The sequence below is a fragment of the Nocardia sp. NPDC047038 genome (genome assembly GCF_040644075.1).
Taxonomy (GTDB): domain Bacteria; phylum Actinomycetota; class Actinomycetes; order Mycobacteriales; family Mycobacteriaceae; genus Nocardia; species Nocardia sichangensis.
This window is the reverse complement of record NZ_JBEYVQ010000008.1, coordinates 232,352-257,300: the sequence shown is the minus strand read 5'-3', so window position 1 is coordinate 257,300 and position 24,949 is coordinate 232,352. Positions and strand designations below refer to the sequence as shown.

At 68.6% G+C, this 24,949-nt stretch carries 21 protein-coding genes; 13 read left to right on the top strand and 8 right to left on the bottom strand.

The annotated features are described in order from the left end of the window. The first annotated feature begins 36 nt into the window (after positions 1-36). Entirely contained in the window at positions 37-942 is a 906-nt protein-coding gene (locus tag ABZ824_RS25975) for a tyrosine-protein phosphatase (protein ID WP_356965851.1), read from the top strand. 336 nt (positions 943-1,278) lie between these two features. Further along, positions 1,279-1,479 carry a hypothetical protein gene (locus ABZ824_RS25970; protein WP_356965849.1) on the top strand — a complete coding sequence of 67 codons (201 nt, stop codon included), beginning with the start codon at positions 1,279-1,281 and terminating at the stop codon, positions 1,477-1,479. A 46-nt stretch (positions 1,480-1,525) separates the two neighbouring features. Here ABZ824_RS25970 and ABZ824_RS25965 read toward each other — a convergent pair whose 3' ends face one another. After that, positions 1,526-2,308 carry a tyrosine-protein phosphatase gene (locus ABZ824_RS25965; RefSeq protein ID WP_356965847.1) on the bottom strand — a complete coding sequence of 261 codons (783 nt, stop codon included), beginning with the start codon at positions 2,306-2,308 and terminating at the stop codon, positions 1,526-1,528. Then, positions 2,298-4,460: a pyruvate, phosphate dikinase gene (locus tag ABZ824_RS25960; RefSeq protein WP_356965845.1), complete on the bottom strand. Its 2,163-nt coding sequence runs from the start codon at positions 4,458-4,460 to the stop codon at positions 2,298-2,300. The genes ABZ824_RS25965 and ABZ824_RS25960 overlap by 11 nt, the downstream gene beginning before the upstream one ends. Before the next feature lie 364 nt (positions 4,461-4,824). Here ABZ824_RS25960 and ABZ824_RS25955 point away from each other — a divergent pair, with 364 nt between their 5' ends. Beyond that, on the top strand, positions 4,825-6,411 hold the full coding sequence (locus ABZ824_RS25955) for a FadD3 family acyl-CoA ligase (RefSeq protein WP_356965843.1): 1,587 nt from the start codon (positions 4,825-4,827) through the stop codon (positions 6,409-6,411). A gap of 345 nt (positions 6,412-6,756) precedes the next feature. Here ABZ824_RS25955 and ABZ824_RS25950 read toward each other — a convergent pair whose 3' ends face one another. From ABZ824_RS25950 to ABZ824_RS25935, 4 genes are read right to left on the bottom strand one after another with little or no spacing between them, the layout of a single operon-like run. After that, a complete protein-coding gene (locus ABZ824_RS25950; protein ID WP_356965841.1) occupies positions 6,757-7,575 on the bottom strand; it encodes an SDR family NAD(P)-dependent oxidoreductase in 819 nt (272 codons plus the stop codon). Positions 7,576-7,633: 58 nt separating this feature from the next. Further along, positions 7,634-8,365, bottom strand: coding sequence for a glucose 1-dehydrogenase (locus ABZ824_RS25945; protein WP_356965839.1), 732 nt, complete (start codon positions 8,363-8,365; stop codon positions 7,634-7,636). Continuing rightward, positions 8,365-10,074, bottom strand: coding sequence for a 3-oxosteroid 1-dehydrogenase (kstD, locus tag ABZ824_RS25940; RefSeq protein WP_356965837.1), 1,710 nt, complete (start codon positions 10,072-10,074; stop codon positions 8,365-8,367). The genes ABZ824_RS25945 and kstD overlap by 1 nt, the downstream gene beginning before the upstream one ends. Positions 10,075-10,088: 14 nt before the next feature. After that, positions 10,089-10,844 (bottom strand): glucose 1-dehydrogenase, encoded by a 756-nt coding sequence (locus ABZ824_RS25935; protein ID WP_356965835.1) that lies wholly within the window; start codon positions 10,842-10,844, stop codon positions 10,089-10,091. Between the two features lie 218 nt (positions 10,845-11,062). On the opposite strand from ABZ824_RS25935, the gene ABZ824_RS25930 reads away from it, so the two are divergent. The 4 genes from ABZ824_RS25930 to ABZ824_RS25915 are packed head-to-tail and all read left to right on the top strand — an operon-like array spanning position 11,063 to position 14,356. Then, positions 11,063-12,190, top strand: a complete 1,128-nt coding sequence (locus ABZ824_RS25930; protein WP_355075421.1) for an LLM class flavin-dependent oxidoreductase — start codon at positions 11,063-11,065, stop codon at positions 12,188-12,190. A 26-nt stretch (positions 12,191-12,216) separates the two neighbouring features. Further along, positions 12,217-12,975, top strand: a complete 759-nt coding sequence (locus ABZ824_RS25925) for a glucose 1-dehydrogenase (protein ID WP_356965833.1) — start codon at positions 12,217-12,219, stop codon at positions 12,973-12,975. A gap of 18 nt (positions 12,976-12,993) precedes the next feature. Further along, the gene (locus tag ABZ824_RS25920) at positions 12,994-13,941 is read left to right on the top strand and encodes an alpha/beta hydrolase (RefSeq protein ID WP_356965831.1); all 948 of its coding nucleotides are present in this window, start codon (positions 12,994-12,996) and stop codon (positions 13,939-13,941) included. A 34-nt stretch (positions 13,942-13,975) separates the two neighbouring features. Continuing rightward, positions 13,976-14,356 (top strand): hypothetical protein, encoded by a 381-nt coding sequence (locus tag ABZ824_RS25915; RefSeq protein WP_356965829.1) that lies wholly within the window; start codon positions 13,976-13,978, stop codon positions 14,354-14,356. 28 nt (positions 14,357-14,384) lie between these two features. Here ABZ824_RS25915 and ABZ824_RS25910 read toward each other — a convergent pair whose 3' ends face one another. Beyond that, complete coding sequence (locus ABZ824_RS25910; RefSeq protein WP_356965827.1) at positions 14,385-15,911, bottom strand: NAD(P)/FAD-dependent oxidoreductase; 1,527 nt, start codon at positions 15,909-15,911, stop codon at positions 14,385-14,387. 540 nt (positions 15,912-16,451) lie between these two features. Further along, positions 16,452-17,084: a TetR/AcrR family transcriptional regulator gene (locus ABZ824_RS25905; RefSeq protein WP_356965825.1), complete on the bottom strand. Its 633-nt coding sequence runs from the start codon at positions 17,082-17,084 to the stop codon at positions 16,452-16,454. Positions 17,085-17,180: 96 nt separating this feature from the next. Here ABZ824_RS25905 and ABZ824_RS25900 point away from each other — a divergent pair, with 96 nt between their 5' ends. The 6 genes from ABZ824_RS25900 to fadD11 all read left to right on the top strand — a co-directional run bounded on the left by ABZ824_RS25900 (position 17,181) and on the right by fadD11 (position 24,948). Beyond that, a complete protein-coding gene (locus tag ABZ824_RS25900; protein ID WP_356965823.1) occupies positions 17,181-18,074 on the top strand; it encodes a metal-dependent hydrolase in 894 nt (297 codons plus the stop codon). Positions 18,075-18,136: 62 nt separating this feature from the next. After that, a complete protein-coding gene (locus ABZ824_RS25895) occupies positions 18,137-19,123 on the top strand; it encodes a PDR/VanB family oxidoreductase (protein ID WP_356965954.1) in 987 nt (328 codons plus the stop codon). Positions 19,124-19,182: 59 nt separating this feature from the next. Beyond that, complete coding sequence (locus ABZ824_RS25890) at positions 19,183-20,685, top strand: aldehyde dehydrogenase family protein (protein WP_356965821.1); 1,503 nt, start codon at positions 19,183-19,185, stop codon at positions 20,683-20,685. Then, positions 20,682-22,148, top strand: coding sequence for an NAD(P)/FAD-dependent oxidoreductase (locus tag ABZ824_RS25885; RefSeq protein WP_356965819.1), 1,467 nt, complete (start codon positions 20,682-20,684; stop codon positions 22,146-22,148). The genes ABZ824_RS25890 and ABZ824_RS25885 overlap by 4 nt, the downstream gene beginning before the upstream one ends. 8 nt (positions 22,149-22,156) lie before the next feature. Beyond that, positions 22,157-23,122, top strand: a complete 966-nt coding sequence (locus ABZ824_RS25880; RefSeq protein WP_356965952.1) for a short-chain dehydrogenase/reductase — start codon at positions 22,157-22,159, stop codon at positions 23,120-23,122. Next, positions 23,119-24,948, top strand: coding sequence for a fatty acid--CoA ligase FadD11 (fadD11, locus tag ABZ824_RS25875; RefSeq protein WP_356965817.1), 1,830 nt, complete (start codon positions 23,119-23,121; stop codon positions 24,946-24,948). The genes ABZ824_RS25880 and fadD11 overlap by 4 nt, the downstream gene beginning before the upstream one ends. Position 24,949 lies beyond the last annotated feature (1 nt).

Sequence of the window (24,949 nt, the reverse complement as noted above, 5' to 3'; positions counted from 1 at the left end):
GTCGCCGGGCCGCGACTCTATGGAAGGAATGAGCCAGTGACGATTTCGCGTGCTGCTCGCGGAGCGGTGACCGGTGTCGCCGCCGCATTGATCGCCGTGTTCCCGTCCACCACCACCGCAGTGGCGGGGCCCGGACTGGTGCACACTGTGCACGACCGCTCCATGCAGTTGTCGTCGGCGCCGAATGCGCGGGACATCGGGGACTATCCCACCCAGGGCAACGGCAAACTCCGTACCGGCGTGGTGTTCCGCACCGACGCCCTGGACAAACTCACCGCCGCCGACCAGCAGAAGCTGGTCACGTCGGGCATCACCGCGGTGATCGATTTCCGCAGCCCGAACGAGTCCGGGGCCAACCCCGACAAGCTTCCGGCATCGATTCCCGCGCTCGCGCGTCCGGTGTACGACCCTGGCAACGACTTCTACCTGATGGTGGGCAAGGCGGTGCAGGGCGGTCCCGCCGTGCAGCAGCAGATGTTCGGCGACGGCAAGGCCGCGGGCATCATGCGCGACTACTACCGCTGGCTGGTCACCGACGCCGCGGCTCGCGCGCAGTTCGGGGCCGCCATCCGGGACATCGTGAACGCGAACGGACCGGTGTTGTTCCATTGCACCGCGGGCAAGGACCGCACCGGTTGGATGACCGCGATCTTGATGACGGCGCTCGGTGTGCCGAAAGGCCAGGTGTACAAGGACTATCTGGAATCGAACGACAACCTGGCCGCGAGCAACAAGACGACGATGGACGGGCTGGTGGCCAAGGGGCTGGTCACCGATCCCGCGCTGTTCGATCCGATCCTCGGCGTGCGCGCCGAATACCTCGACGCTGCTTTCGACCAGGCCGCCGCGTCCTTCGGATCCTTCGACCGGTTCGTCACCGACGGACTCGGAGTCGACGGTGCCACACTGGAAGCGCTGAAAGCCGAACTGTTGCCGCGGTAGTCGACGACCGGAGCGGGTCGGGTGGATCGTGATCCACCCGACCCGCTCAGTCGTTTCGGGACCCACCGGACGACCGCGCCGCTGAGCGGATGCGGGTGACGAATTCGCGCTCGAGGATCGGTCTGCCATCAGCACGCGGAGGGTGTCGGCCGGACCCATACCCACCCTCCGGTGGCATGCGGCATCAACCGACCGTTCGATGGGGTGTGCGACTTCCGGCACAGCGGACTTACTCCTGAATGGTGATGTTTCCAGCGCGATGGGTGGCGACACTGGAACCACGCCGGTCGGGGAATCGCTACGGCGTCGGCGTCCAGTCGAGTGAGGAGTCGATCAGTGACACAGCAGGAGTGGCGCGGGACGGTCGTGAAGAAGTCGCGTGGGTTGCTGGACGGGGCGAATCTGTATCGACGCTTGCACGTTCGGTTGCAGGATGGCAGCACGATGAAGATCCGTGTGAACCGGACGTTGTGGAAGGTGCTGGAGGTCGGCGACTCGGTGATCAAGCGGGCCGGAGCCGACCCGGTCAAGGACTGACCTGCCGGAGCGGCTCGGTGAGCGCGCCGGACCGGGCCGCGATGTCCTATTCCGGCGCGATCAGCACGGCACGCAGTCGTGCCAGCTCCCCTGTGGTGAGCCCGCCGTCCAGCAACCACTCGGCCGCACCGCCGTGGTCCGCGGACAGTTTCGCGAGAAAACGCCGCATCACTTCGGCCTCGACGCCGAGAATGCCGGTGCTGACCGGGGGCAGCCCCGTGTAGGACGGAAGCGCGTCGAGCCGGTCACGGACCCGGTGCATGCGTTCGCCGGTCAGGGCGTAGTCGGCCGCGATCGCGTCCGGCGGCACGCCCACCGCGTCCAGGAGCACCGCTGCGAGCACTCCGGTGCGATCCTTGCCCGCGGCGCAGTGGAACAGCACCGAGTGGTGGCCTGCGTCGATGACGAGCCGGACCGCCGCGACGATGGACTCGGCGCTGCCCGCCAGCAGCTTGTCGTACAAGTCGACCAGATCCACCCGGCTCGAGTCGGGGACCAGATCTCGTGCGGCGAGCGAGGATTGCGGCGATTTCCGCACCGGGAGGCAGACCCGCCGCACGTCGGCGGTGGCCAGCAGGCCGTAGCCCTCGCGCTCCACCTCGTCGGGCAGCCGCAGATCGATCAGTGTGCGCAGACCGATCGGTCCGAGCAGCTTCGCCATGTCGGACTCGGTGAGATTCTGCGGCGTGCTGGAACGGTAGACGACGCCGAAACGGGTTGTGCCGCCGTTCTGCACGGGCAGCCCGCCCAGGTCGCGGACGTTGTCGATTTGGGCGAACTCGACCCACCGGTCGGGCACGGTGGCTTCGCCCGTGCTGTCAGTGGGCACGGCCGGCCGCCGCCTCGTCGGCGCGGCTCAGGCCGCACAGTCCGATCAGGTCTTCGTGCAACTCGAACCACACGGTGTGGTAGCTGTCGAGCACCGGACGTGCGACCCAAGCGTGGTCACCATCGGCGATCCGCTCGACGGCGTGTGCGAAGCGGGCGCGGTACCGTGCCAGCCGGGGCGCGACGTCGCCGATCCGCCGCAGCAGCGGCTGCACGGCGCCGTGCAGGTCGGTCAGGCGGGTCAGCACCGCACCGTCGTAGTCGGCGTCGGCATGATCGTTGACGGTGGCCGGATCCTTCATCTGCCAGGCGGTGACGACTTCTTTCAAAACGCCGTTGAAGTCGCAGAATTCGGCGTAGACAGAGGCGATCGCGGCACGGTCGACGGTCCGTCGCTCCGCCGCCAGCAGGCCGTCCAGGTGCTGTCTGCCCTCGGGTGTGAGCCGCACTCCGATCGGTGTCGCGGCGCACCAGCCCGCGGTTACCAGCTGTTCGCATCGAGCGGCGACCGTCTCGGCAGACGCACCTACGCCCGCGGCCAGCGCGTCATGGGCGGCCCGGCCTTTGATCCCGATCAGCCGCAGCAAATCGAGGTCGGGAATATCCGTCACGGTCGCCGGGGATGCCACATCTACTTTCACCGAGACATCGGTCGCGCGGGCGTCGAGCCACGCCGCCAACCGGTCGGCGTCGGTGCCCGCCCACCCGGCCAATCGGCCGACGTCCGCGAGGGTGCTCGCATCGACGGGTTTGCCTTCGACCCGGCCCGGCCAGACGCTGCCCGCACCGCCGTCCACGGTCACCACCTGACCGGCGAGGGCCGCGACGACGCCGGGGCCGCAGCCGACCACGCAGGGCCTGCCGATCTCGCGGCCGACCAGTGCGGCATGCGAAGTGGCGCCGCCCGATTCGGTGACGATCGCCCGGGCGGCGATCATGCCGTGCAGGTCGTCGGGGCTGGTGGTCGGGCGGACGAGGATCACGTCCTCGCCCGTCTCCGCCCTACGCTCGGCCTCGTGCGGATCAGTGACGACGACACCCGAGGCCAGGCCCGGACACGCCGCTTCGCCGCGTGCGAGCGGTGTCCCGGTGTACTCCCCGGTCGCCGGGCGCAGCACGGTGCGCACCTGGTCGGCGGTGACCCGGTTCAGCGCCTCGTCGGTGCCGATGAGCCCTTCCTCGGCCATCGCGACCGCGGCACGCACCGCCGCCCGCGCCGAGCGCTTGGCCGACCGCGACTGCAACAGCCACAGTGCGCCGGACTCGACGGTGAATTCGATGTCCTGGATATCGCGACCGTCGCGTTCCAGCAGGTCGGCCGCCGCGATGAGTTCGGCGTGCACCTGCGGTGACAGCGTTGCCAGTTCGTCGAGCGGCCGGGGAGTGGTCCGGCCGGACACCACGTCCTCACCCTGTCCGCCGACCAGCCACTCGCCGAACGTCGCGCGCTCTCCGGTGTTCGGGTTGCGGCTGAACAGCACACCGGTACCGGACTTCTCGTCGAGATTGCCGAACACCATGGCTTGCACCGTCACCGCCGTGCCGAGGCTTGCGGACACGCCGCGATTGCGCCGATACGTCTGCGCCCGGGGCGAATCCCAGGACCGGAACACCGCACTGATGGCCGCCCGCAACTGCTCCCAGGGGTCCTCCGGCACCGCACCGGCGGGGTCACCCAGCACCGTTTCGCGATACTGGGTACGGAACCGCTCCCGAGTATCGGCCGCGTAGCCCGGATTCCCGGTCTCCGCCGCCAGCGCTCGCTCGACCGCCTCGTTCATGCCGAGGTTGAGCACCGTGTCCATCATCCCCGGCATGCTCACCGCGGCGCCCGAGCGGACCGACACCAGCAGCGGGCGGGTGCCGGATCCGAAGATGCGGCCGGTGCCGCGCTCCACAGCGGCGATGCCCGCCCGGACACCGTGCCAGATGTCCTCGCCGATCTCCCCGCGCGCGGAGAAGTCGGCCCAGCCCTCGACGGTGATCACGAACGCGGGCGGCACCGAGAGGCCCAGCGCGCGCATGCGGTTGACGCTCCACGCCTTGCCGCCGATGCGTTCCCGGGACAGCGAACAGGCGCCGTCGAGTTCGACGACCGGCCCCGCGCCCGCTGCCTCGTCGTTGCGCTCCACTAGCTCTGCTCCGGCCGTCATGTCACTCCTTGGCAATCACTGAACGTTCCGCGCCTAAGCGCGATTCGGATCTCGTACACCGGGCCGTGCGCGGCGCGAACCGCGGCGCACACACCTGTCGCTCGTTTCGAGCCTGCCGTGCCACCGGTCACCTGCCGTACCCGTGGTCCCGCTGAGCAGGACCAGTGATCCCGCGTGAGCCGACCGGATGGCGGCATGCGGTCGTCGCGCCCTCGACCGCTCGACGTGCCATATCGCGACCGCGCCGGTACCGATGGGCGATACGCGGTACCTGCGAACTCCTGACCGGGAGAGAATTCCCGGTCAGCGGGATGTTCGGCGACGATCGGTCCGCAGCGAACGGCTGGTGCGGCACGATCGCGGCATGGATCGACGGCGCGCGGCGACCGGTGGGCTCGCGACCATTCCGGCGGTACTGGCCGACCGGGCACGGCGGCACGGCGCGCGGATCGCGGTGGTGGCGCCGGAGGGTCAGCTCACCTACGCCGAACTCGCCGTCGCGGCGCGGCGGGTCACACGGGCGTTGCTGGCACGATCGGTGCGGCCCGGCGATCGGGTGGCGATCTGGGCGCCCAACACCGCGCGATGGGTGACCGCCACGCTCGGCGTGCTCGGTGCGGGCGCGACGCTCGTCCCGATCAGTACTCGGCTGCGCGGTCGCGAGGCGGCCGACATCCTCGCTCGCGGCCGGTGCCGCATGGTGCTCACCGTGGCCGGATTCCTCGGCACCGACTACCCGGAGATGCTGCGGGAGTCGGGGTGCGCGCTGCCGGAGTTGCACACCACCGTCGTGCTCGACGACACCGCCGCGGAACTCTCGTGGTCCCGATTTCTCACACTCGGCGCCGAAGTTCCCGTCGCGGACGCCGACGCGCGGATCGCGTCCGTGGACCCGGAGTCGGTCTCCGACATCCTGTTCACCTCCGGCACCACGGGAGTGCCGAAAGGCGTGCCGTCCACCCACCGGCAGACGATCGAGGCGTTCAGCCGTTGGGCCGATGCGGTCACTCTCTCCGGCGACGACAGGTATCTGCTGGTGAACCCGTTCTCCCACACCTTCGGCTACAAGGCCGGGATCATCGCGTGCCTGTTACGCGGCGCCACCATGGTGCCGGTGGACCGATTCGATCCGCAGCGTGTGTTCAGCGCCATCGAGCGCGAGCGGATCACCGTGCTGACCGGCCCACCGACCCTCTTCCACGACCTGCTCACGCACCGACGCTCCGCCCACGATCTGAGTTCCCTGCGGCTGGCGGGCACGGGTGGTTCGAGCGTGCCGACCGAATTGGTGGAGCGGATCCGCTGTGAACTGGGTGCCGAGAACATCTTCACCGGTTACGGACTGACCGAGTCGACCGGCGTCGCCACGATCTGCGCACCCGATGCACCGGCGCACCTCCTGGCGCACACCGTAGGAAAAGCGCTGCCCGGCACGCTGATTCGGGTTGTGGACGATTCCGGGCGACGGGTGCGGGCGGGTGAGCCCGGCGAGATCGTGATTTCCGGTCCCAACGTGATGCACGGCTACCTCGACGACCCCGCAGCGACAACAGCGGCCATCGATTCCGGCGGCTGGTTGCACACCGGCGATATCGGCACCCTCGACACCAACGGCTACCTGCGCATCGCCGACCGCCGCGCGGACATGTTCATCGTGGGCGGGTTCAACGTCCACCCCGCCGAGATCGAGCGAATCCTCCTCGACCATCCCGAGATCGCCGAAGCCGCAGTAGTCGGTGTCCCCGACGCTCGTCTCGGTGAAGTCGGCCACGCTTTCGTCGTCCCCGACGGCCCCGTCGAAATCGACCCGACAGAGATCCTCGCCTGGGCCCGGACCCGTATCGCCGGTTACAAGGCCCCGCGTCGCATCGAGGTCGTAGCGGCACTACCTCGAAACGCTGCAGGCAAGGTCCTCAAACGGGTCCTGCGTTCGCAGGGTGCCCAGCCCTGAGCATTCCCGGCCTCTACCCCGGTAATCGCCTCCCAGGCCGCCGGCGAACCTATAGGTGACCCCAATCCACCGTTGCACCATCCCCCACGCGGCAGGATAGCTATATGGGTCAGGAGACCGCTGCATCGCCTCTTGGAGCGCCACCGTCTCGAACCCGCTCCATTGCCATCCCCTCAGCATGGGCCGTCCTTCTTGTCGAAGCGCCGGAAACGAGCAAGGCGGTCCTACCCGGCCAGGTCGTGAAGGACCCGGTTCGGTAGGACCACCTTGTGCAGTGGGTGATCAGCGAGAACGCGTCCGGCTGCTGACACGCACCTGCCGCCCACAGGATCTGCGCGCCGCGTGTCAGGCGACCTCGTTCTTCATCTGCGCGGTGAGGATCTTTTGGTATCCGGATCCGAAAAGCCTTGGCAGCCAATCGATGACGTGGGCATCCGCGCCGATCAAGATCTTCGCCTTGTTCTTGCGGATACCGTTCACGATGACCCGCGCGGCGTGCTCCGGGGTGGTCTTGGCCAGGCGGTCGAAGTTGGCGGCCAGCGCGTCGCGATCGCGATCGCCGCCCGCCCGCGCCTTCCAGGCGATCTCGGTCTTGATCATGCCCGGATGCACGCTGCTGACGCCCACCGCGTGCCCGGCGATGTTCATCTCCTGCCGCAGCGCGTCGGTGAAGGCGCGAATGGCGAATTTCGTCGCACTGTAGGCGCCCTGGCTGGGGCAGGCGGCCAGGCCGAACATGCTCGACACGTTCGCGATATGGCCGTCACCGGAGGCGATGACATGAGGCAGGAACGCCTTCGTGCCGTAGGCGACGCCCCAGAAGTTGATGCCGACGATCCATTCGAAGTCGGCCCAGCCGAGTTCTTCCACGTTCGCGGTCAGCGAGACTCCGGCGTTGTTGACCACCAGATTGATCCCGCCGAAGTCCTCGGCCACCTCGTCGGCGTGGCGGTACACCGCCGCCCGGTCGGTCACGTCGAGCTTGTACGCGCGCGCTTGCGCGCCTTCCTTGGCACACAGCGCCGCGGTCTCGGCGACGTTCTCCACGTTGCGGCCCGACAGCGCCAGCCGTGCACCGCGGCGGGCGAGTTCGACCGCCAACGCCCGGCCGATGCCCGCGCCCGCGCCGGTGATCACCGCGGTCCTGCCCTCGAAATTCTTCACGGTCGATTTCCTTGTCTCGCTCGGCGGTCGGCCCGCCGGTTTGCTCTGCCGGTGGTCCTCACAGGCACGTGTAGCCGCCGTCCGCCACGAATTCCGAGCCGGTGCTGAAGCTCGACTCGTCGCTGATCAGGAACAGCACCAGGTTCGCCAGTTCCTCGGGACGGCCGGCCCTGCGGATCGGCTGATTGCCCGACATGCCCTGCGAGCGTGTCGAATCCGCGGTCATCTCGGTGACCACGACACCGGGGTGCACCGAGTTGACGCGAATGTCGTCGGCGGCGAACTCCTGGGCGGCGGTCTTGGTCATGCCGCGCACGGCCCATTTGGACGCGGTGTAGCCGAGGATGTTGGAGAAGGCGATGATGCCGCCGATCGAGGAGATATTGACGATGGAGCCGCCTCCGGCCCGGCGCATCGACCCCAGCACCGCCTTCATGCCGAGGAACACCCCGACCTGGTTGACGTCGATCACCTTGCGGAAATCGGCTTCCGACAGCTTCTCGATCGGATCGACGTGGACGATGCCCGCGTTGTTGACCAGGCCCGAGACCGGCCCGAAGACCTTCTCGGCGTAGGCGACCGCGTCGTTCCACGCCGACTCGTCGGTGACGTCGAGCGGGAGGAAGGTCGCCGCGTCGCCCAGCTCGGCGGCCAGTGCCACCCCATCGTCCACCAGCACGTCGCCGATCACCACGCTGGCGCCGTCGGCGACCAGCCGCCGTGCGAAAGCCGCACCCATTCCCCGGGCGCCGCCGGTCACGATGACGTTCTTGCCGTCGACGCGTCCCATCAACGCGCTCCTTCCGATGTCTGTGCCCGCTGCGCGGTCGTTTCCGACCGGGTGCCCGCGATGTGGCCCGCCGCGATGTAGCCGAACACCATCGCGGGACCGATGGTCGCGCCCGCGCCGGCGTAGTCGTTGCCCATCACCGAGGCCGAGTTGTTCCCGGCCGCGTACAGGCCGGGTATCGGCTGGTCGTCGCTGTCGAGGACGCGCGCGTGCTCGTCGGTGACCAGACCTCCCTTGGTGCCCAGATCTCCCGGCACCATCTCGACGGCGTAGAAGGGCCCCTGCTCGAGCGGCGCCAGACACGGGTTCGGGCGCACGGTCGGATCGCCGTAGTAGCGGTCGTACGCGGAATCGCCACGGCGGAAGTCCTCGTCGCGACCGGCACGGGCGAAACCGTTGAAGCGCTCCACCGTCGCGGTGAGCGCCGCGGGCGGCACGCCGATCTTCGCCGCGAGCTCGGCCAAAGTGTCTGCCTGCTGGATGATCCCGGCATCCAGGTACTTCTGCGGAAGCGGACGCTTCGGGAAGTTGCCCAGGAACAGGTACCGGTCCCGGAACCGCTGGTCCATGATGAAGTACGCCGGGATGTGCCCGACGCCCGCCGCTTCCTGCTCGTACATCTTGTGCACGACGTCGACGTAGGGGGCCGATTCGTTGACGAACCGCTCGCCCGCGTGGTTCACCATGATGCCGCCGGGCTGGGAGCGCTCGGCGAGGCAGAAGAACGGCGGCCCGTCGGGATTGCGCACGGACGGTCCCCACCAGGCGTCGTCCATGAGATCGACCGCGCCGCCGGCCTTCTGGCCCGCGACGATGCCCTCACCGACGTTCTCGGTGGCGCCCACCGTCCATTCGGTGGACTGGGGGCCGCTCATGTACTGCCGACGCATCTCCAGGTTGTGCTCGAAGCCGCCCGCCGCCAGCACCACGCCGCGGCGCGCCTTGATCACCACCGGCGTCCCGTCGCGTTCGGCGCGTACGCCGACCACCGCGTTGCCCTCGGTGATCAGTTCGGTCAGCGGCGTGTTCAGCCACACCGGCACCCCTGCGTCGCGCAGCGACAGCCACAGCCGGGCCGCGAGGGCCTTGCCCAGGCTCAGCGGCAGCCGTCCGCGCAGCTTGTTCCCCACCGCTTGGATACCGACCTTGATCGCGGTGCGCTTCCCGGCCCAGGTGCGGGCGATCATGTTCAGATCGTGAAAGTCGCTGACGGTGAAGGCGATGCCCTTGGGACCGGACATGGTCGGCTGGTTGATCTTGTGCAGGTCGCCGCCGAGCAGCCGTCCGTCCAGCGGGGCCGGCTCGATGCTGCGTCCCTGGGCGAGACCACCGGGGAACTCGGGGTGGTAGTCGGAATAGCCACGGTCGTAGACGAATTCCCAATATTTGCTGCGAGCGCCGAGGTAGCGCATCATCTCCGGTCCGCGCTCGAGAAACGCCCGCTGCCTGACCTCCGGTACCCGATCGCCCACCACGGCCGCGAGATAGGTGCGGGCAAGTTCCGGGCTGTCGGGCACGCCTTCGCTCTGGAGTACCGGGTTGTTCGGGATCCAGATGCCGCCGCCGGACCGTGCCGTGGAGCCGCCGAACGCTCGGCCTTTCTCGATCAGCGTCACCGAAAGTCCACGGTAGGCGGCCGTCAGGGCGGCGGTCATGCCCGCGGCGCCGGAACCGACGACCACCACGTCGAATTCGAATTCCTGAGTCATCGCGTCGCTTCCCGTCAGTAGCCGCAGCCGGTGAGCATGCCGCCGTCGACCACGAATTCGCCTCCGGTGCAATAACTCGCCGCGTCCGAGGCCAGGAACACCGCCACATGGGAGACCTCGACGGGCTGCCCCCAGCGCGGGATCGGCAGGCTCGCGAAGAAGCCGTCGCCGTCGACTCCGGACGCACCGGACACCGCCGCGGTCATGGGCGTGGCGATGCCGCCCGGGTGCAGCGAGTTGACCCGGATACCCAGGTGGCCGAGCTCGCGGGCGGCCGACTTGGTGATGCCGCGGATCGCGAACTTGCTCGCGCTGTAGGCGGACAGGCCCGCGGCGCCGACGAACCCCTCCACCGAGGAGACGTTCACGACCGCGCCGCCGCCGGTCTCGGCCAGCGCCGGTGCGGCGGTCTTGATGCCCAGCCAGGTGCCGGTCACGTTGACCGACATGATCGCGGTGAAATCCGCCAGAGCCATTTCGGCGATCGGGACGAACCGCAGGATGCCCGCGTTGTTCACCACCGCGTCCAGCCGCCCGTAGTGGCCGACCGCCTCCGACACCGCGGCGGACCAATCGGCCTCGCTGGTCACATCGTGGTGCACGTACCGCGCGGCGTCACCCAGTTCCGCGGCCAGCGCCGTTCCCTCGTGATCGAGCACGTCACCGAACACCACCCGCGCGCCCTCGGCCACGAACTGCCGTACGTGCTCGGCGCCCATCCCGCGCGCCCCGCCGGTGACCAGCGCCACCTTGCCGTCGAGTTGTCCCACCGATTTCCGTCCTCTCTGACCGTCCCTTGCGCACCGACGCTAGGTCGCCCACCGGGGGCACGGCACCGGACGGTCCCGGCCACCGGGACTAGCTCCTGACCTGAGAAATTCCAGCGGTCATATTTCGATTAGGCATACAGCTTCCGACTGTCCCGCAGCGGGACGAATCACCCCGACGAAACCGGAAACGCCCGATCGGGCGTCGAGAAGGAGACCGGATGAAGTTCTCGATGATCTTCGAGGCCCAGATGGCCAACCCCTCGCGTGAGCACGAGCACCAGGTGCTGCGCGACTGTGTCGAGCAGGCGGTACTCGCCGACGAGATGGGATTCGACACCGTCTGGGCGGTCGAGCACCACGGCTTGAAGTGGTACGCGCACATGAGCGCCCCTGAGGTCTTCCTGACCTGGGTGGCCGCCAAGACCGAACGGATCCGGATCGGGCACGGCGTGGTGTGCATGCCGTTCAACTTCAACCACCCCGTGCGGGCGGCCGAACGCGCCGCGATGCTCGACGTGCTGTCCGGCGGCCGGCTCAACCTCGGCGCGGGCCGCGGCGCGACGCCGGTGGAGACCTCCATGTGCGGTGTCGACCCCGAGCGCACCTACCAGGAGGTCGAGGAGTCGCTGCGCATGATCGGCAAGGCATGGCAGGATCCCGAGGCCGAATTCGAGTACAACGGCGAACTCTTGCAGGTCTCGCCGCATTCGCTGCTGCCGCGGCCGGAGCAGCTGCCGCATCCGCCGCTGTTCATGGCGTGCACCAAGAAGGACACGCTGAAAATGGCCGCCGACTACGGAATCGGCGCGCTCGTGCTGGGTTTCGCGGGCGTGGAGGAGATCGCCGAACTGCGGCGCACCTATGACGAGGCGATCGCCGCGCGCACCGGTGAGCGTTTCGTCTCGACCGTCGTGAACGATCATTTCGCGGCGCTGTGCCCCACCATCGTCCTCGACGACCGGGAGAAGGCCCAGCAGATCGGCGCCCGCGGACAGCGCTTCTTCGCCCAGTCCATCAAGCACTACTACGGCGCGGGTCCGGCTCCCGACGAGGCCGTGGACCCGAACGCGGACGAAGTCGCCGCCATCAAGCAGGCCGCCGACGACCACGTGGCCTACCTGCACGAGGCCAAGATTCCCGTGAAGACCGGCGCCACCTCGGTCTTCAACGTCGAGCACGCCTACGGCAGCCCCGAGGACGCCATCGCCTACGTCGAGCGTCTGCAGGCGGCGGGCGCCGACGAGATCCTCTGCCTCATCCAGATGGGCACCGTGCCGCAGGAGGCCTGCCTGGAGACCATCCGGCATTGGGGCGAGAAGGTCATCCCCCACTTCCGCAACAGCTGACCCCGCAAGACAACGAGGAGTTCGACATGGTTGACCTGAGTGGGAAGGTCGCCCTGATCACCGGCGCCGCCCGAGGACAGGGCGCCGCCGAGGCGCGGCTGTTCGTGGAGCGCGGCGCCCTGGTGGTGATCACCGACGTGCTGGAAGCCGAAGGCGCGCAACTGGCCGAATCGTTGGGCGCCGCCGCACGTTTCGTCCGGCACGACGTCGGCAGCGGTGACGACTGGGAGGCCGCCGTCGGCACGGCGGTTTCGGCGTTCGGCACGCTGGACGTCCTGGTGAACAACGCCGCCATCTACACCGCGAAGCCGCTGAGCGACACCGCGCCGGAGGAGTTGGAGCGGATCCTGCGGGTGAATCTGGTCGGTCCGTTCCGCGGCATCCAGGCGGCGATCGGGCCGATGACGCGGGCGGGCGGCGGCTCGATCGTCAACATCTCCTCGCAGGCGGGCCTCGAGGGGCTGATGGGTCACTCCGCCTACGGCTCCTCGAAATGGGGCCTGCGCGGGCTGACCAAGACCGCCGCGCTCGAACTGGGCCCGGCCGGAATCCGGGTCAACTCGGTGCATCCTGGCCCGATCGCGACCCCGATGGTCCCGTATCTGACCACCGGCCCCGGCAGCTTCCCGTCCCTGCCGCTGCAACGCACCGGCGCGCCGGAGGAGGTCGCCGAACTGGTCGCGTTCCTTGCTTCCGACGCCTCGGCCTACATCACCGGCGCCGAGGTGACGATCGACGGCGGCCTGGCGGCGGGCAAGTTCCTGCCACCGGACCTCGAGCAGTAGCGAAAGGGGCGAGCCGCGATGCCGCTGACACCACAGGCGCGGGCGATCGTCGAGGCCGCGGGCGCCGCGTTCCCGAAATTGGGCACCGAAGTGCTCGACGCCGCCGAGGCCCGGCGGCTGCTCGCCGCCCGTCCCGCGCCGGTCATCGATCCGATTCCCGTCGCCGAGGTGTGGGATCGACTGATTCCCGGCCCGCCGGGCGCACCCGAGATCCGCGTCCGCGTCTATCGTCCCGCCGCGGCGGTGCAGCCGCCTCCGATCGTGATGTTCTGCCACGGCGGCGGATTCGTGATCTGCAGCCTCGACAGCCATGACCGGTTCTGCCGGGCCATGGCCGTCGGGGCGGAGGCGATCGTGGTGTCGGTGGACTACCGGCAGGCGCCCGAGCACCGGTTCCCCGCGGCGGCCGAGGACGCGTACGCGGCGCTGCGCTGGGTCGCCGACCACGCCGAATCGCTGGGCGGCGATCCCGCCTGCCTCGTCGTGGCCGGGGACAGCGCGGGCGGCAACCTCGCCGCGGTGACCACGTTGATGGCACGCGATCGAGGCGGCCCCGAGATCGCCCGGCAACTGCTGCTGTATCCCATGCTCGATCCGGCCTGCGCCACGGCGTCCTACCGCGACAACGCCGACGGCTATTTCACCACCGCCGCCCACCTGCGCTGGTATTGGCGTCAGTACCTGGGCTCGCACGACGGCGCCGATCCGTACGCCAACCCACTCACCGCCGACCTGGCCGGGCTCCCGCCCGCACACATCGTCACCGCGGAGTTCGATCCGCTGCGCGACGAGGGCGAGGACTACGGGCAGCGGCTGCGGCGAGCCGGTGTCCCGGCGGCGATCCACCGCTGCGACGGCATGTTCCACGGCTTCCTGAGCATGGCCGACGACCTGCCCGAGGCGATCCGGGCCAACACCGCCACCTACGAGGTCGTTCGCGCCGCCCACGCCGAGCGGCGTTCCTGAACGAGCCCGCACCACGCACTGTTAGGACCCACCCATGACGATCCAACGGATCGGCCCCGCCTACCCCACCGACGACCTGCCCGCCACGGTGGCACTGCTCGCCGCCGTCCTCGCTACCGAACCCACCGTCGTCGACGGCGACCGCTGGGCCCAGTTCGACAGCGATGGCGTCCGCGTGATGCTCGCGGGCACCGACCGCGAGGACGACAGCCCGTTCCTCGCGATCAAGGTGGACGACCTGGATGCCGCGTTGAACCGGCTGCGCGCCGGAGGTTTCGAAGCCGCGCAGCCGGCCATCGGACCGCACGAACGCCGCGCCGTGATACGGCCGACGCCCGGCTCCGCCTGGCACATCGCCCTCTATGAACCGATCTCGGGTGCGAATCCGGCCCAGCGAGCGGAAACATCCGAGTAGCAACGAAATACGGCTCGGCCGGGCATTGTCACTCGGAGTGGATTCCGGCGGCCGGTTCCGATGCGGCCGGATCTGCCGGGTTCGCCGGATCGGGGGGAACCGCACGGAACGATTCGGACGGCGGTCGCCGTAAGGCGCGATCGAAGGCACGCGCCGAGGCGGGCCACGGGTTGGTGACGCGCCCGCTGTCGTGTTTGTACCAGCAGTTCGGTCCCATCGCGGGCCACACCGTCTTGGTGACCGCTTGCTCGAGCCACTGCTGATGTGCCCGCATCGCGGTTTCCCTGACCTCGATGGCGGACGCGCCGATCCGATCACGCCAGTGCAGGCAACGAACGATGTAGTCCACCTGACACTCCTTCATTCCCGGATTGCTGCCCGCGGGGTTGAAACTGTTCGGCCCGGCGATCAGGAAGGCATTCGGATAGCCGGGAACCGCCATGCCCAGTAGCGCGGTCGCTCCGGAACGCCACTGGTCGTGCAGCAGCACGCCCCCGCGTCCACGCACGGTGATCGGGACCAGGAACTCCGGAGCACGGAACCCGGTGGCGTAGATGATCACATCCGCGGGATGGTGTGCACCATCGGCCGTGCGCACTCCATCGCGGGTGATCCGGGCGATCGGGTCGGTGATCAGCTCGACGTTCTCGCGGGCCAAGGCCGAATAATAGTGGCTGTCGAAGATGATGCGCTTGCCCCCGATCGGATAGTCGGGGGTGAGTTTCGCCCGCAGCCGCGGGTCCGCGATCCGGCTGCGCAGGTACCGCCGGGCAGCCCATTCGGCGGGCCGCGCCGACCAACCTCGGCGCATGATCGGCGCGAGCACGGCATCGGAGCCGTAGTACAGGACTCGGCGATAGAGATGGTGAGCGCCGGGCAGCCGCAGCGCCGTTCGAGCGAGCGGCCCGAAGTCGGCGGGTGGTTTGGGCAGTACCCAGTGCGGCGTGCGCTGGAAGATGCGGACCCGCCGGGCTCTCGTCGCCAGGGTCGGCAACATCTGTGCCGCGCTGGAGCCGGTGCCGATCACCGCCACGTCCCTGCCGTGCAGGTCCTGGTCGTGGTCCCAGCGCGCGGAATGGAACGACGGTCCGGCGAAATCCGCCCGGCCCGCGAGATCGGGAATGCTCGGCCGGTGCAGCTGGCCCACGGCGAAGATCACCACCTCGGCGACCACACGCCGCCCGTCGGAGGTGGTCAGTTCCCACCCGCCCTCGGTTTCCAGATAGCTGGCTTCCCTGATCGCGGTGCCCAATCGCAGATGCGGAACCAAACCGTGGTCGGCGGCGACCCCGCGCAGATACTCCAGGATCTCCGCCTGGCGCGGATATCGGATGCGCCGACTTCGGTAGGGCGCGAACGAGAACGAATACAAGTGGGACGGCACATCACAGGAGCAGCCCGGATAGGTGTTGTCTCGCCAAACCCCGCCGACGTCGCCGTCCCGCTCGAAGATCACGAAATCCGTGATCCCGGCTCGCCGCAACCCGACTCCCATCCCGATGCCGCCGAAACCCGCTCCGACGACAGCCACCTTGTAGGTCATCGAGATCGCCACCCCTCCTCCTTCATCGTCACACAGTCAACATGCAGCTACCTCATCTCTTCGTTGGCTGAAGGCTTCTGGATGGAAACACTTCCGAGTGGCTGACCGCTGGACGGTGTAGGCCAGAAGTACGGAGCCACAGTGAAACACCGCGCATCACATGATCAACGGGACGATGTTCGACGATCCGCTGACGGTCGCGGTCCCCCGTTCACCACACGGTCGTTCGCGATCGATCGCCCGCCAAATAGCACACTCTCCGCTATTTGCCGGGCCTTGTCGCAGGTACGGCCGATCGTCCCGTCGCAACGAGAGCGCGGGGAGGTGCCGAGGACCGTTTCGCCGAACGCGACGGATTCGACGTGGCGCTGGTCAACGGCACATCCGGGATCGCCAAGTGGACGAAGGCGTCTTCTGAACGAATTCCGGCGCAGCGTTTTTCGCGGAACACCGGACGAAATCGACAGCGGTTGCCGCGGTACAACTGAGCGTTCGTCCGATGGACATCCGCACGCGGCATTCCACGGAGCGACCGGCCCGGCGCGTCCGGTGTCAGCGGGGCGCGACGTTCGGTCCGGCCACCACCGGCACCAGGTATGTGCGCGCGAAATCGTCGAGTTGCCCGTCGGTCCGGAGTTCGGTGAGCCCGTGCGGCGCGAGGATCAGCGAGTGGACGATCCGGCACACGATTTCCGCACGAGTGGTCAGATCCGTTGCGGGCGGCAGGATTCCCCGTTCGACAGCGCGCTCGAGCGCGGTGACCGTCGCGTGGACGGACATCGCGAACGGGCCCGCGCCATCGACGGTGAGTTTCAGGACAACGCGCGCCGGTTCCAGCGCCAGCATGCGGTCGACGAGCGGATTCGTGCGCCAGCGGGTGATCACGGTGACGAAGATGTCGGCGACGAGATCGCCGAGCTCGTCGTGCCGGTCGGCGATCTGGGTGATCTCGGCGAGCACCGCGGCCACCTCTCGACTGATCACGGCTTGCACCAAGTCGTCGCGGCCACCGACATGGCGATAGACCGTCACCCGGTCCACGCCCGCCTTCCGCGCCACTTCCTCGATCGTCGTCTTCTTGACGCCGACCTGCTCGAAGAGGACCAGAGCCGCGTCCAGGATCCGGGTGACGAGGGTACCGGCGACGTTCTCGCTGCTCGCAGTGGCCTTCGACGCGGTGGGCATGGGCCAACGCTAGCAAAACGGATCCATCCTGCAACATTCAGCCCGAGTTGTTGCTGCAACATTGCAATGCGATTTGTTGTTCTGTACGGTCGGGTCATGGCTGAGCAGGCAGGCGCGACGCAGCGCCGGTATCGCGACGAAGCGCATGCCATCCATGCGCGCGACGTCCATTTCGATTTCGACTCCGTGCCCATGCACTACGTGCCGGGCGAGGCCTTGGCCACCCACATCGTCAATGTGATGCACCTGGTGCTGCCCGAAGGGGAACGAGCCATGGCGCAGGCACTGGCCGAAGCCCTGCCACACATCGATGACGAACGATTGCGGGAGGAGGTGACGGGGTTCATCGGGCAGGAGACCATGCACGCGAACAGTCATGAAGCCGCGCGCGCCCACCTGCGATCGATCGGGTTGGACGTCGATTCCTACGTCGGCAAAGTCGCCTGGCTGGTCGATCGCATCCTCGGTGACCACGGCTTGACCGGCCGGGCGCGAGAGGAGTGGCTCAAGGAACGGCTGGGTCTGTTCGCGGGCATGGAGCACTACACAGCGGTGCTCGGGGAATGGCTGCTCAACGCGGACATCCTCGAGGAGAAGGGCATGCATCCGGCGATGCTGGACCTGGTCCGGTGGCACGGCGCCGAAGAGGTGGAGCACCGCAGCGTCGTCTACGACGCTTTCATGCATATCGACGGCAGCTACGCACGGAAAGCCCGCACGGCGATCCTGGCCAGCGCGACGTTGCTTCCGCTGTTCATCGTCTCCACCGCCTATCTCTACCGGAAGGATCCGTCGCCGCAGAAGGGCCGGTTCTGGGGCCTGCAGTTCTGGAGCGCGACCCGGCGTGGCGTCATCCCGAAGTGGACGGTCTTCGTCACCGAGATGCCGCGGTACCTGCGGCCGGGTTTCCATCCGTCCCAGCTGGGTCCGATGGACAAGGCCCTGCGCTATCTGGCGCACTCGCCTGCCGCGCGGGCGGCGCACCGATGAACGGATCACCCACCCTGGCCGAGCGCTCGGTGCCCGGGGGACTGCGCCTGATCGGCGATGTCATGGACATCTATCGGAAGGTGTTCGTCACCGGACGCACCGCCGCATTCCTGTCCCGCCCGAACACGGTGCGCCGCACGGGCTTCTATACGGACGTCACGATCGCCGGGATCGGACGCGAAGCCGCCGACGTGGTGAGTCTGACACTGCGCGCGGCCGATGGCAGTCCGCTGCCCACCTGGCGGCCGGGCGCGCACGTGGATGTCTTCTTGCCCTCGGGACGGCAGCGCCAGTACTCGCTGTGCGGCGACCCGAGCGACCGGTTCCGGTATCGCATCGCGGTGCGGCTCATTCCCGACGGGGGCGGCGGATCGCGGGAGATCCACCATTCGCTGCGAGTCGGCGACCGTCTGCGCATTCGCGGGCCGCGCAACGCGTTCACCTTCGTCGAGGCGACGTCGTATCTGTTCCTGGCCGGTGGCATCGGCATCACCACGATCATGCCGATGGTCGAGGCGGCGGGCGCGCGTGGACGCCTGGTATACGTCGGCCGCTCACGCGAGACCATGCCGTTCCTGGCCGACCTGCCCGGCGCCGACGTCAGGCCGGACGACGAATTCGGCCCTCCGCATGTCGCCGCACTGCTGGCGCGCGCAGAACCCGGTGCGGCGGTGTACGTGTGCGGGCCGCCGCCGATGCTCGATGCGGCGCGGCGGTGCCTGTTCGAACTCAACCCGACGGCCTCGCTGCACACCGAACGGTTCTCCGCGCTGCCGGTCGTCGACGGCGCGGAATTCGACCTCACTCTGGCGCGCACTGCGACCACCGTCCGGGTCGCGGCCGACGAAACGGCGCTCACCGCGATTCATCGCGCACTGCCGGACACCCCTTACTCCTGCCGGCAGGGATTCTGCGGCACCTGCAAAGTCGCGGTCGTCTCCGGCGCCGTCGACCACCGTGATCGCGTGCTCACCGCGGCCGAACGCGAGAACCAGATGCTGGTCTGCGTCTCCCGCGCCGCGGGCGAACACCTCGTGGTCGACCTCTGAGACCGTCATACGAAAGGGACAGCGTTGTCTATGCGTTGCCGATCGAGGGAGACGACCCGATGAGCGTCTCCACCGACAATCACGCACCGTCGGTCGCGTCGACCTTCGACGTGCACGATCCGGCCACCGGCGAGGTGGTCGGAACCTACCCGGTCCACGACCGCCATGCCGTGGACACCGCCGTCGCCGCCGCCCACGAGGCCGCGACCTGGTGGCACGATCTCGGCTTCGCCGGACGCGCTCGGCATCTGGACGCCTGGCGCGCCCAGATCGCCACCGGCCGTGACGAACTGGCCCAGATCATCCACCGGGAAATGGGCAAGCCGGTCTCCGACGCCAAACTGGAGATCGCGATGGCCCTCGAACACTTGCGGTGGGCGGCCCGCAACGCCGAGAAGGTGCTCGGCCGTCGCTCCGTGCCGTCGAGCATGCTGACGCTCAACCACGCGGCCACGGTCGAATACCTTCCCCTCGGCGTGGTCGGCGTGATCGGACCGTGGAACTACCCGGTCTTCACTCCGCTCGGCTCCATCTCCTTCGCGCTGGCCGCCGGGAACGCGGTGGTGTTCAAACCCAGCGAGTACACCCCAGGCGTCGGGCTGTGGCTCGCGGAGGCGTTCGCACGCACCATGCCCGCCGAGCCGGTGCTGCAAGTGATCACCGGGCTCGGCGACACCGGAAACGCTCTGTGCCGCAGCGGCGTCGGCAAAATCGGGTTCACCGGATCCACGGCCACCGGCAAACTCGTCCTCGCGGCGTGCGCGGAGAACCTCACGCCGGTGCTGATGGAGTGCGGCGGCAAGGACGCGTTGATCGTCGACGCCGATGCCGACCTCTCCGCCGCCGCCGACGCGGCGGTGTGGGGCGGGTTTTCCAACGCGGGGCAGACCTGTCTGGCCGTGGAGCGCGTCTACGTCCACGCCGACGTCTACGACGACTTCCTCGCCGAACTGGTGGCGGCGGCGGGACAGATCGACGCCGGTAGGGCGGATTCGAAGATCGGCCCCATCACGATGCCGAAGCAACTAGCGATCATTCGCCGCCACATCGAGGACGCCGTCGCACGCGGCGCCCGGGCGGTGCTCGGCGGCCCGGATGCCATCGATCGTCAGTTCGTCCAGCCGACCATCCTCGTCGACGTCCCCGAGGACGCGTCCGCGGTGACGGAGGAGACCTTCGGTCCCACGCTGACGGTCACCAAGGTCAGGGACATGGACCAGGCCGTCGAGTTGGTCAACCGCTGCGCCTACGGGCTGGGCGGCACCGTGTTCGCCCGCCGCAACGGGCGCGACATCGCCGACCGCATCCGGGCGGGCGGCATTTCCATCAACGCGTTCGTCGCGCACGCCACCATTCCCGCGCTGCCGCTCGGCGGCGTCGGCGCCTCCGGATTCGGCCGCGTGCACGGGCCGGACGGGCTCGAGGAATTCACCTACGCCAAAGCCACCACGCGCCAGCGTTTCCCGTCCCCGTTGCCGCTCACCTCGTTCCGGCGCGACCACCGCGTGGACACGATCGTCGACCTGCTCATCGCGGTCCTGCACGGAAGGAAGCGCCAGTGACCTCCGATCCGATCGAGCACACCCCCATCGCGATCGTCGGCGCGGGGCTGGGCGGCATCGGCCTGGCGATCAAACTCCGCGAGGCCGGATTCGACGACCTGGTGGTCCTCGAACGCGCCGACGACCTCGGCGGCACCTGGCGGGCCAACACCTATCCCGGTTGTGCCTGCGACGTGCCGTCCCACCTCTACAGCTACTCCTTCGCGCCCAATCCGGAGTGGTCGCGCACCTATGGACGGCAGCCGGAAATCCTGGACTACATCCGCTCGGTGGCCATCGAGCGCGATGTCGTCCGCCACATCCGGTTCGGCTGCGAACTGCTCGACGCCCGGTGGGACGAGCAAGGTTCGCTCTGGCGGATCGAGACCTCGCGCGGCACGCTGACCGCGGACTTCCTGCTCTCGGCCACCGGGCTCTTCGCGGAGGCGAAGTATCCCCGGCTGCCCGGCATCGACTCCTTCGCGGGTACGTCCTTCCATTCGCTGCACTGGAACCACGATCACGATCTCACCGGCGAGCGGGTCGCGGTCATCGGCACCGGCGCCTCGGCGGTGCAGTTCGTGCCGGAGATCCAGCCGAAGGTGGCCCAGCTGCTGCTGTTCCAGCGATCGGCCCCCTGGATCGTCCCGCGCATGGATCGCCGCACCCTCGAACTCGAGCGACGGCTGCTGCGCCGTATCCCGCTGGCGCAGCGCGCCATTCGCGGCGGGTTCTACGCGGCGATCGAGACCTTCGGGCTCATCTCGCTGGTCGATCAGCGCTTCCGGCACCCGTACGAAGCGCTGGGCCGACTGCAATTGCTGCGGCAGGTCCGCGACCGAGAGCTGCGCAAGAAGCTCACCCCCGACTACGTCATCGGCTGCAAACGAGCGATCTTCTCCGACACCTACCTACCGGCACTCGACCAGCCGAACGTCGACGTGGTCACCCAGCCGATCGCCGAGATCCGGCCGCACTCGATTCTGCTGCGCGACGGCAGTGAGCACGCGGTGGATACCCTCATCTTCGGAACCGGTTTCACCTCGATCCCGACCGCCTACGAGCGCTACGTCGGGCGCGACGGGCGAACGCTGGCGCAGCTCTATCGGGAACGACCGCAGAGCTATCTCGGTGTCGCGCTGTCCGGGTTCCCCAATTTCTTCTGCACGCTCGGTCCGTTCGGCGCCGCCGGTAACCAGTCCGCGATCTACATGATCGAATCCCAGATCGCCTACATCGTCGACGCCTTGCGCGACGCGCGCTCCCGCGGAACGCGCCGGATCGAGGTGCGACCGGCAGCGCAGGCCGATTTCGTCGCGGAGATGGCTCGCCGCAGTTCGTCGACGGTATGGCTCACGGGCGGATGCCAGAGCTACTACCAGACGCCGGACGGGCTCAATGCCGGTCTCTACCCGAACTGGAGCTTCGAATACCGGCAGCGCACCAGCCGATTCGACACCGCAGCCTACGAGGTGATCCGGTGATCGGCGACATGCTCCGGATCGCCAGGGGGCGGCGCGGGTATTCGGTCGCGGGCAGGGTCGTGCTGATCACCGGCGCGGGGCGCGGCATCGGCGGCGAACTGGCGGCGCTGCTGCACCACAAGCAGGCCTCGGTCGTGCTGGTCGATCTCGACCGGGACGCGGTCGACGCGGCAGCCGCCGCATTGGGCGATCGAACCCTCGCCATCGCCGCCGACGTCGCCGATCGCTCGGCGATGCGGGCGGTCGTCGACCGGGCCGCCGACCATTTCGGCCGCTTGGACGTGGTGGTGGCCAATGCGGGCGTGGTGCCCCGCCCGGCGACGGTGCGCACGCTCGACGGGCAGGACTTCGACCGGGTGATGGACATCAACCTCACCGGTGTGTTCAACACCGTGCGCCCGGCGCTCGACCACGTCGTCGCCGCCGAAGGTCATGTGGTCGTGGTGTCGTCGTGCGCGGCGTTCGCTCCCGGCATGGCGGGAGCCCCGTACATGATCAGTAAAGCCGCGGTCGAACAGCTGGGTCGGGCGTTGCGGGTGGAACTGGCGCCCTTCGGCGCTTCGGCGGGCATCGCCTATTTCGGCATCGTCGACACCCGGATGACCCACGACACCCTCGATCACGACGAACTCGGCCGCGAGCTGGACGACCTGCTGCCGTGGCCGTTGAACACGCGCATCTCGGCGGCGCAAGCGGCCAGGACCATCGCGGACGGCATCGAGCGTCGCGCCGCGCGCACCATCGCACCGGCAGGGTGGGAGCCCTACGCGCTGCTGCGCGGGGCGGTCAATGTCGTGCTCGACAGCGCACTCACTCACGACCGCCGCGTGCACGACCTGCTGCGCAGGGTCGAAGCGCGCACGACACCGTCGCCGTATGCCGGTCACGACGGCTCCAGGTCGCCCATCGCATCTCCACTCAGCACGGTCCGGCCGCAGCATGCGCCGTCCGACCCGAAGGAATCCCTCTCGTGAGCACTCCACGCTTCGACACGCTCCCCGCCGCCTTCCAGCACAACGCGGCCGTCGATCCCGACGCGATCGCGCTCCGCACTCCCGGCGACGCCGCCACCCTCACCTGGCGCGAGTACGCGACGCGGGTCCGTCTGATCGCCGCCGGGCTGTCGGGACTGGGCGTCCGGCGCGGCGACACGGTGGCCCTGATGATGTCCAACCGCATCGAGTTCTATCCGCTGGAGGTCGGGGCGCAGCATCTCGGCGCCACCAGTTTCTCCGTGTACAACACCGCGTCGCCGGAGCAGATCGCGTACGTTCTGGACAACGCCGGTGTGCGCGTGCTGATCTGCGAGCCCGGATATGTCGAACAGGTCCGCGCGAGCGGCGTCGAACTCGACCACATCGTCTGCGTCGACGACGCCCCGGAGGGCACTTTGTCGGTCGCTGACGTCATCGCCGGGGGCGAGCGAGACTTCGACTTCGGCGCCGCGTGGCGCGCGGTCCAGCCCGATGACGTCGCGACGCTGATCTACACGTCGGGCACCACCGGCGATCCCAAAGGGGTGGAGACCACGCACGCCAACCTGATGTTCGAGTGCTACGCCGTCGACCAGGTGCTGGGCATCCGGTTCGGGGACACCATCACGTCCTACATGCCCACCGCGCACATCGCCGACCGGCTGACCGCGCTGTACTTCCAGGAGGTCTTCGGTACCCAGGTGACCTGCGTCGCCGATCCGACGGGGATCGGCGCCGCCTTGGCCGACCTGCACCCCACGATCTGGGGCGCCGTGCCCCGGGTATGGGAAAAGCTCAAAGCGGCAATCGAATTCGCGGTCGCCAACGAGCCCGACGAGCAGCGCCAGGCCGCGTTGCGGTGGGCGTTGGCGGTCGCCGCCCAGCGCAGCGCTCATCAATCGGCCGGGGAGGCGGTGCCCGAATCCGTCGCCGCCGAGTGGGCACGCGCCGATCGACTCGTCCTGTCCGGGCTGCGCGCGAAACTCGGTCTCGACCGCGTCCGCTGGGCGATGTCCGGCGCCGCGCCGATCCCCGCCGAAACGCTCGGATTCTTCGCCGGGCTCGGGATCCCGATCGCCGAGATCTGGGGCATGTCCGAACTCACCTGCATCTGCAGCGTCAGCCACCCCGGCGACGCCAGACTCGGCACCGTGGGCAAACTGTTGCCCGGCATGCGGGCCAGGATCGCCGATGACGGTGAACTCCACGTCCGCGGCCCGCTCGTGATGAAGGGCTATCGCGGTGAGCCCGGCAAGACCGCCGAGACCGTCGACTCCGAGGGCTGGCTGAGCACCGGCGACGTCGTCACCATCGATGACGCCGGATATCTCAGGGTCGTGGACCGCAAGAAGGAGTTGATCATCAACTCCGCCGGGAAGAACATGTCCCCCACCAACATCGAGAACGCGATCAAGGCGGCGACGCCGCTGATCGGGGCGATCGCCGTGATCGGCGACGGCCGCCCCTACAACACCGCGCTCCTCGTCCTCGATGCCGAAACCGCCGGACCGTACGCCGCGCGGCACGACCTGCCCGATTGCTCGGCAGCGGCCTTGTCGGCCGACGCCGGCGTCATCGAGCAGATCGCCGCAGGCATCGCCGCGGGCAATGCGAAGCTCTCGCGGGTGGAGCAAGTCAAGCGGTTCCGCGTCTTGCCCACCTTCTGGGAAGCGGGCGGCGACGAAGTCACCCTCACGATGAAACTCAGGCGCCGGGTGATCGCCGAGAAATACGCCACCGAAATCGCCGGACTCTACGCACCCGACCTCGGCCCGGACGTCCACGAACCCGCCGGGCCTGTCGCCGCCTCGGTTGCCACCGGCTGAG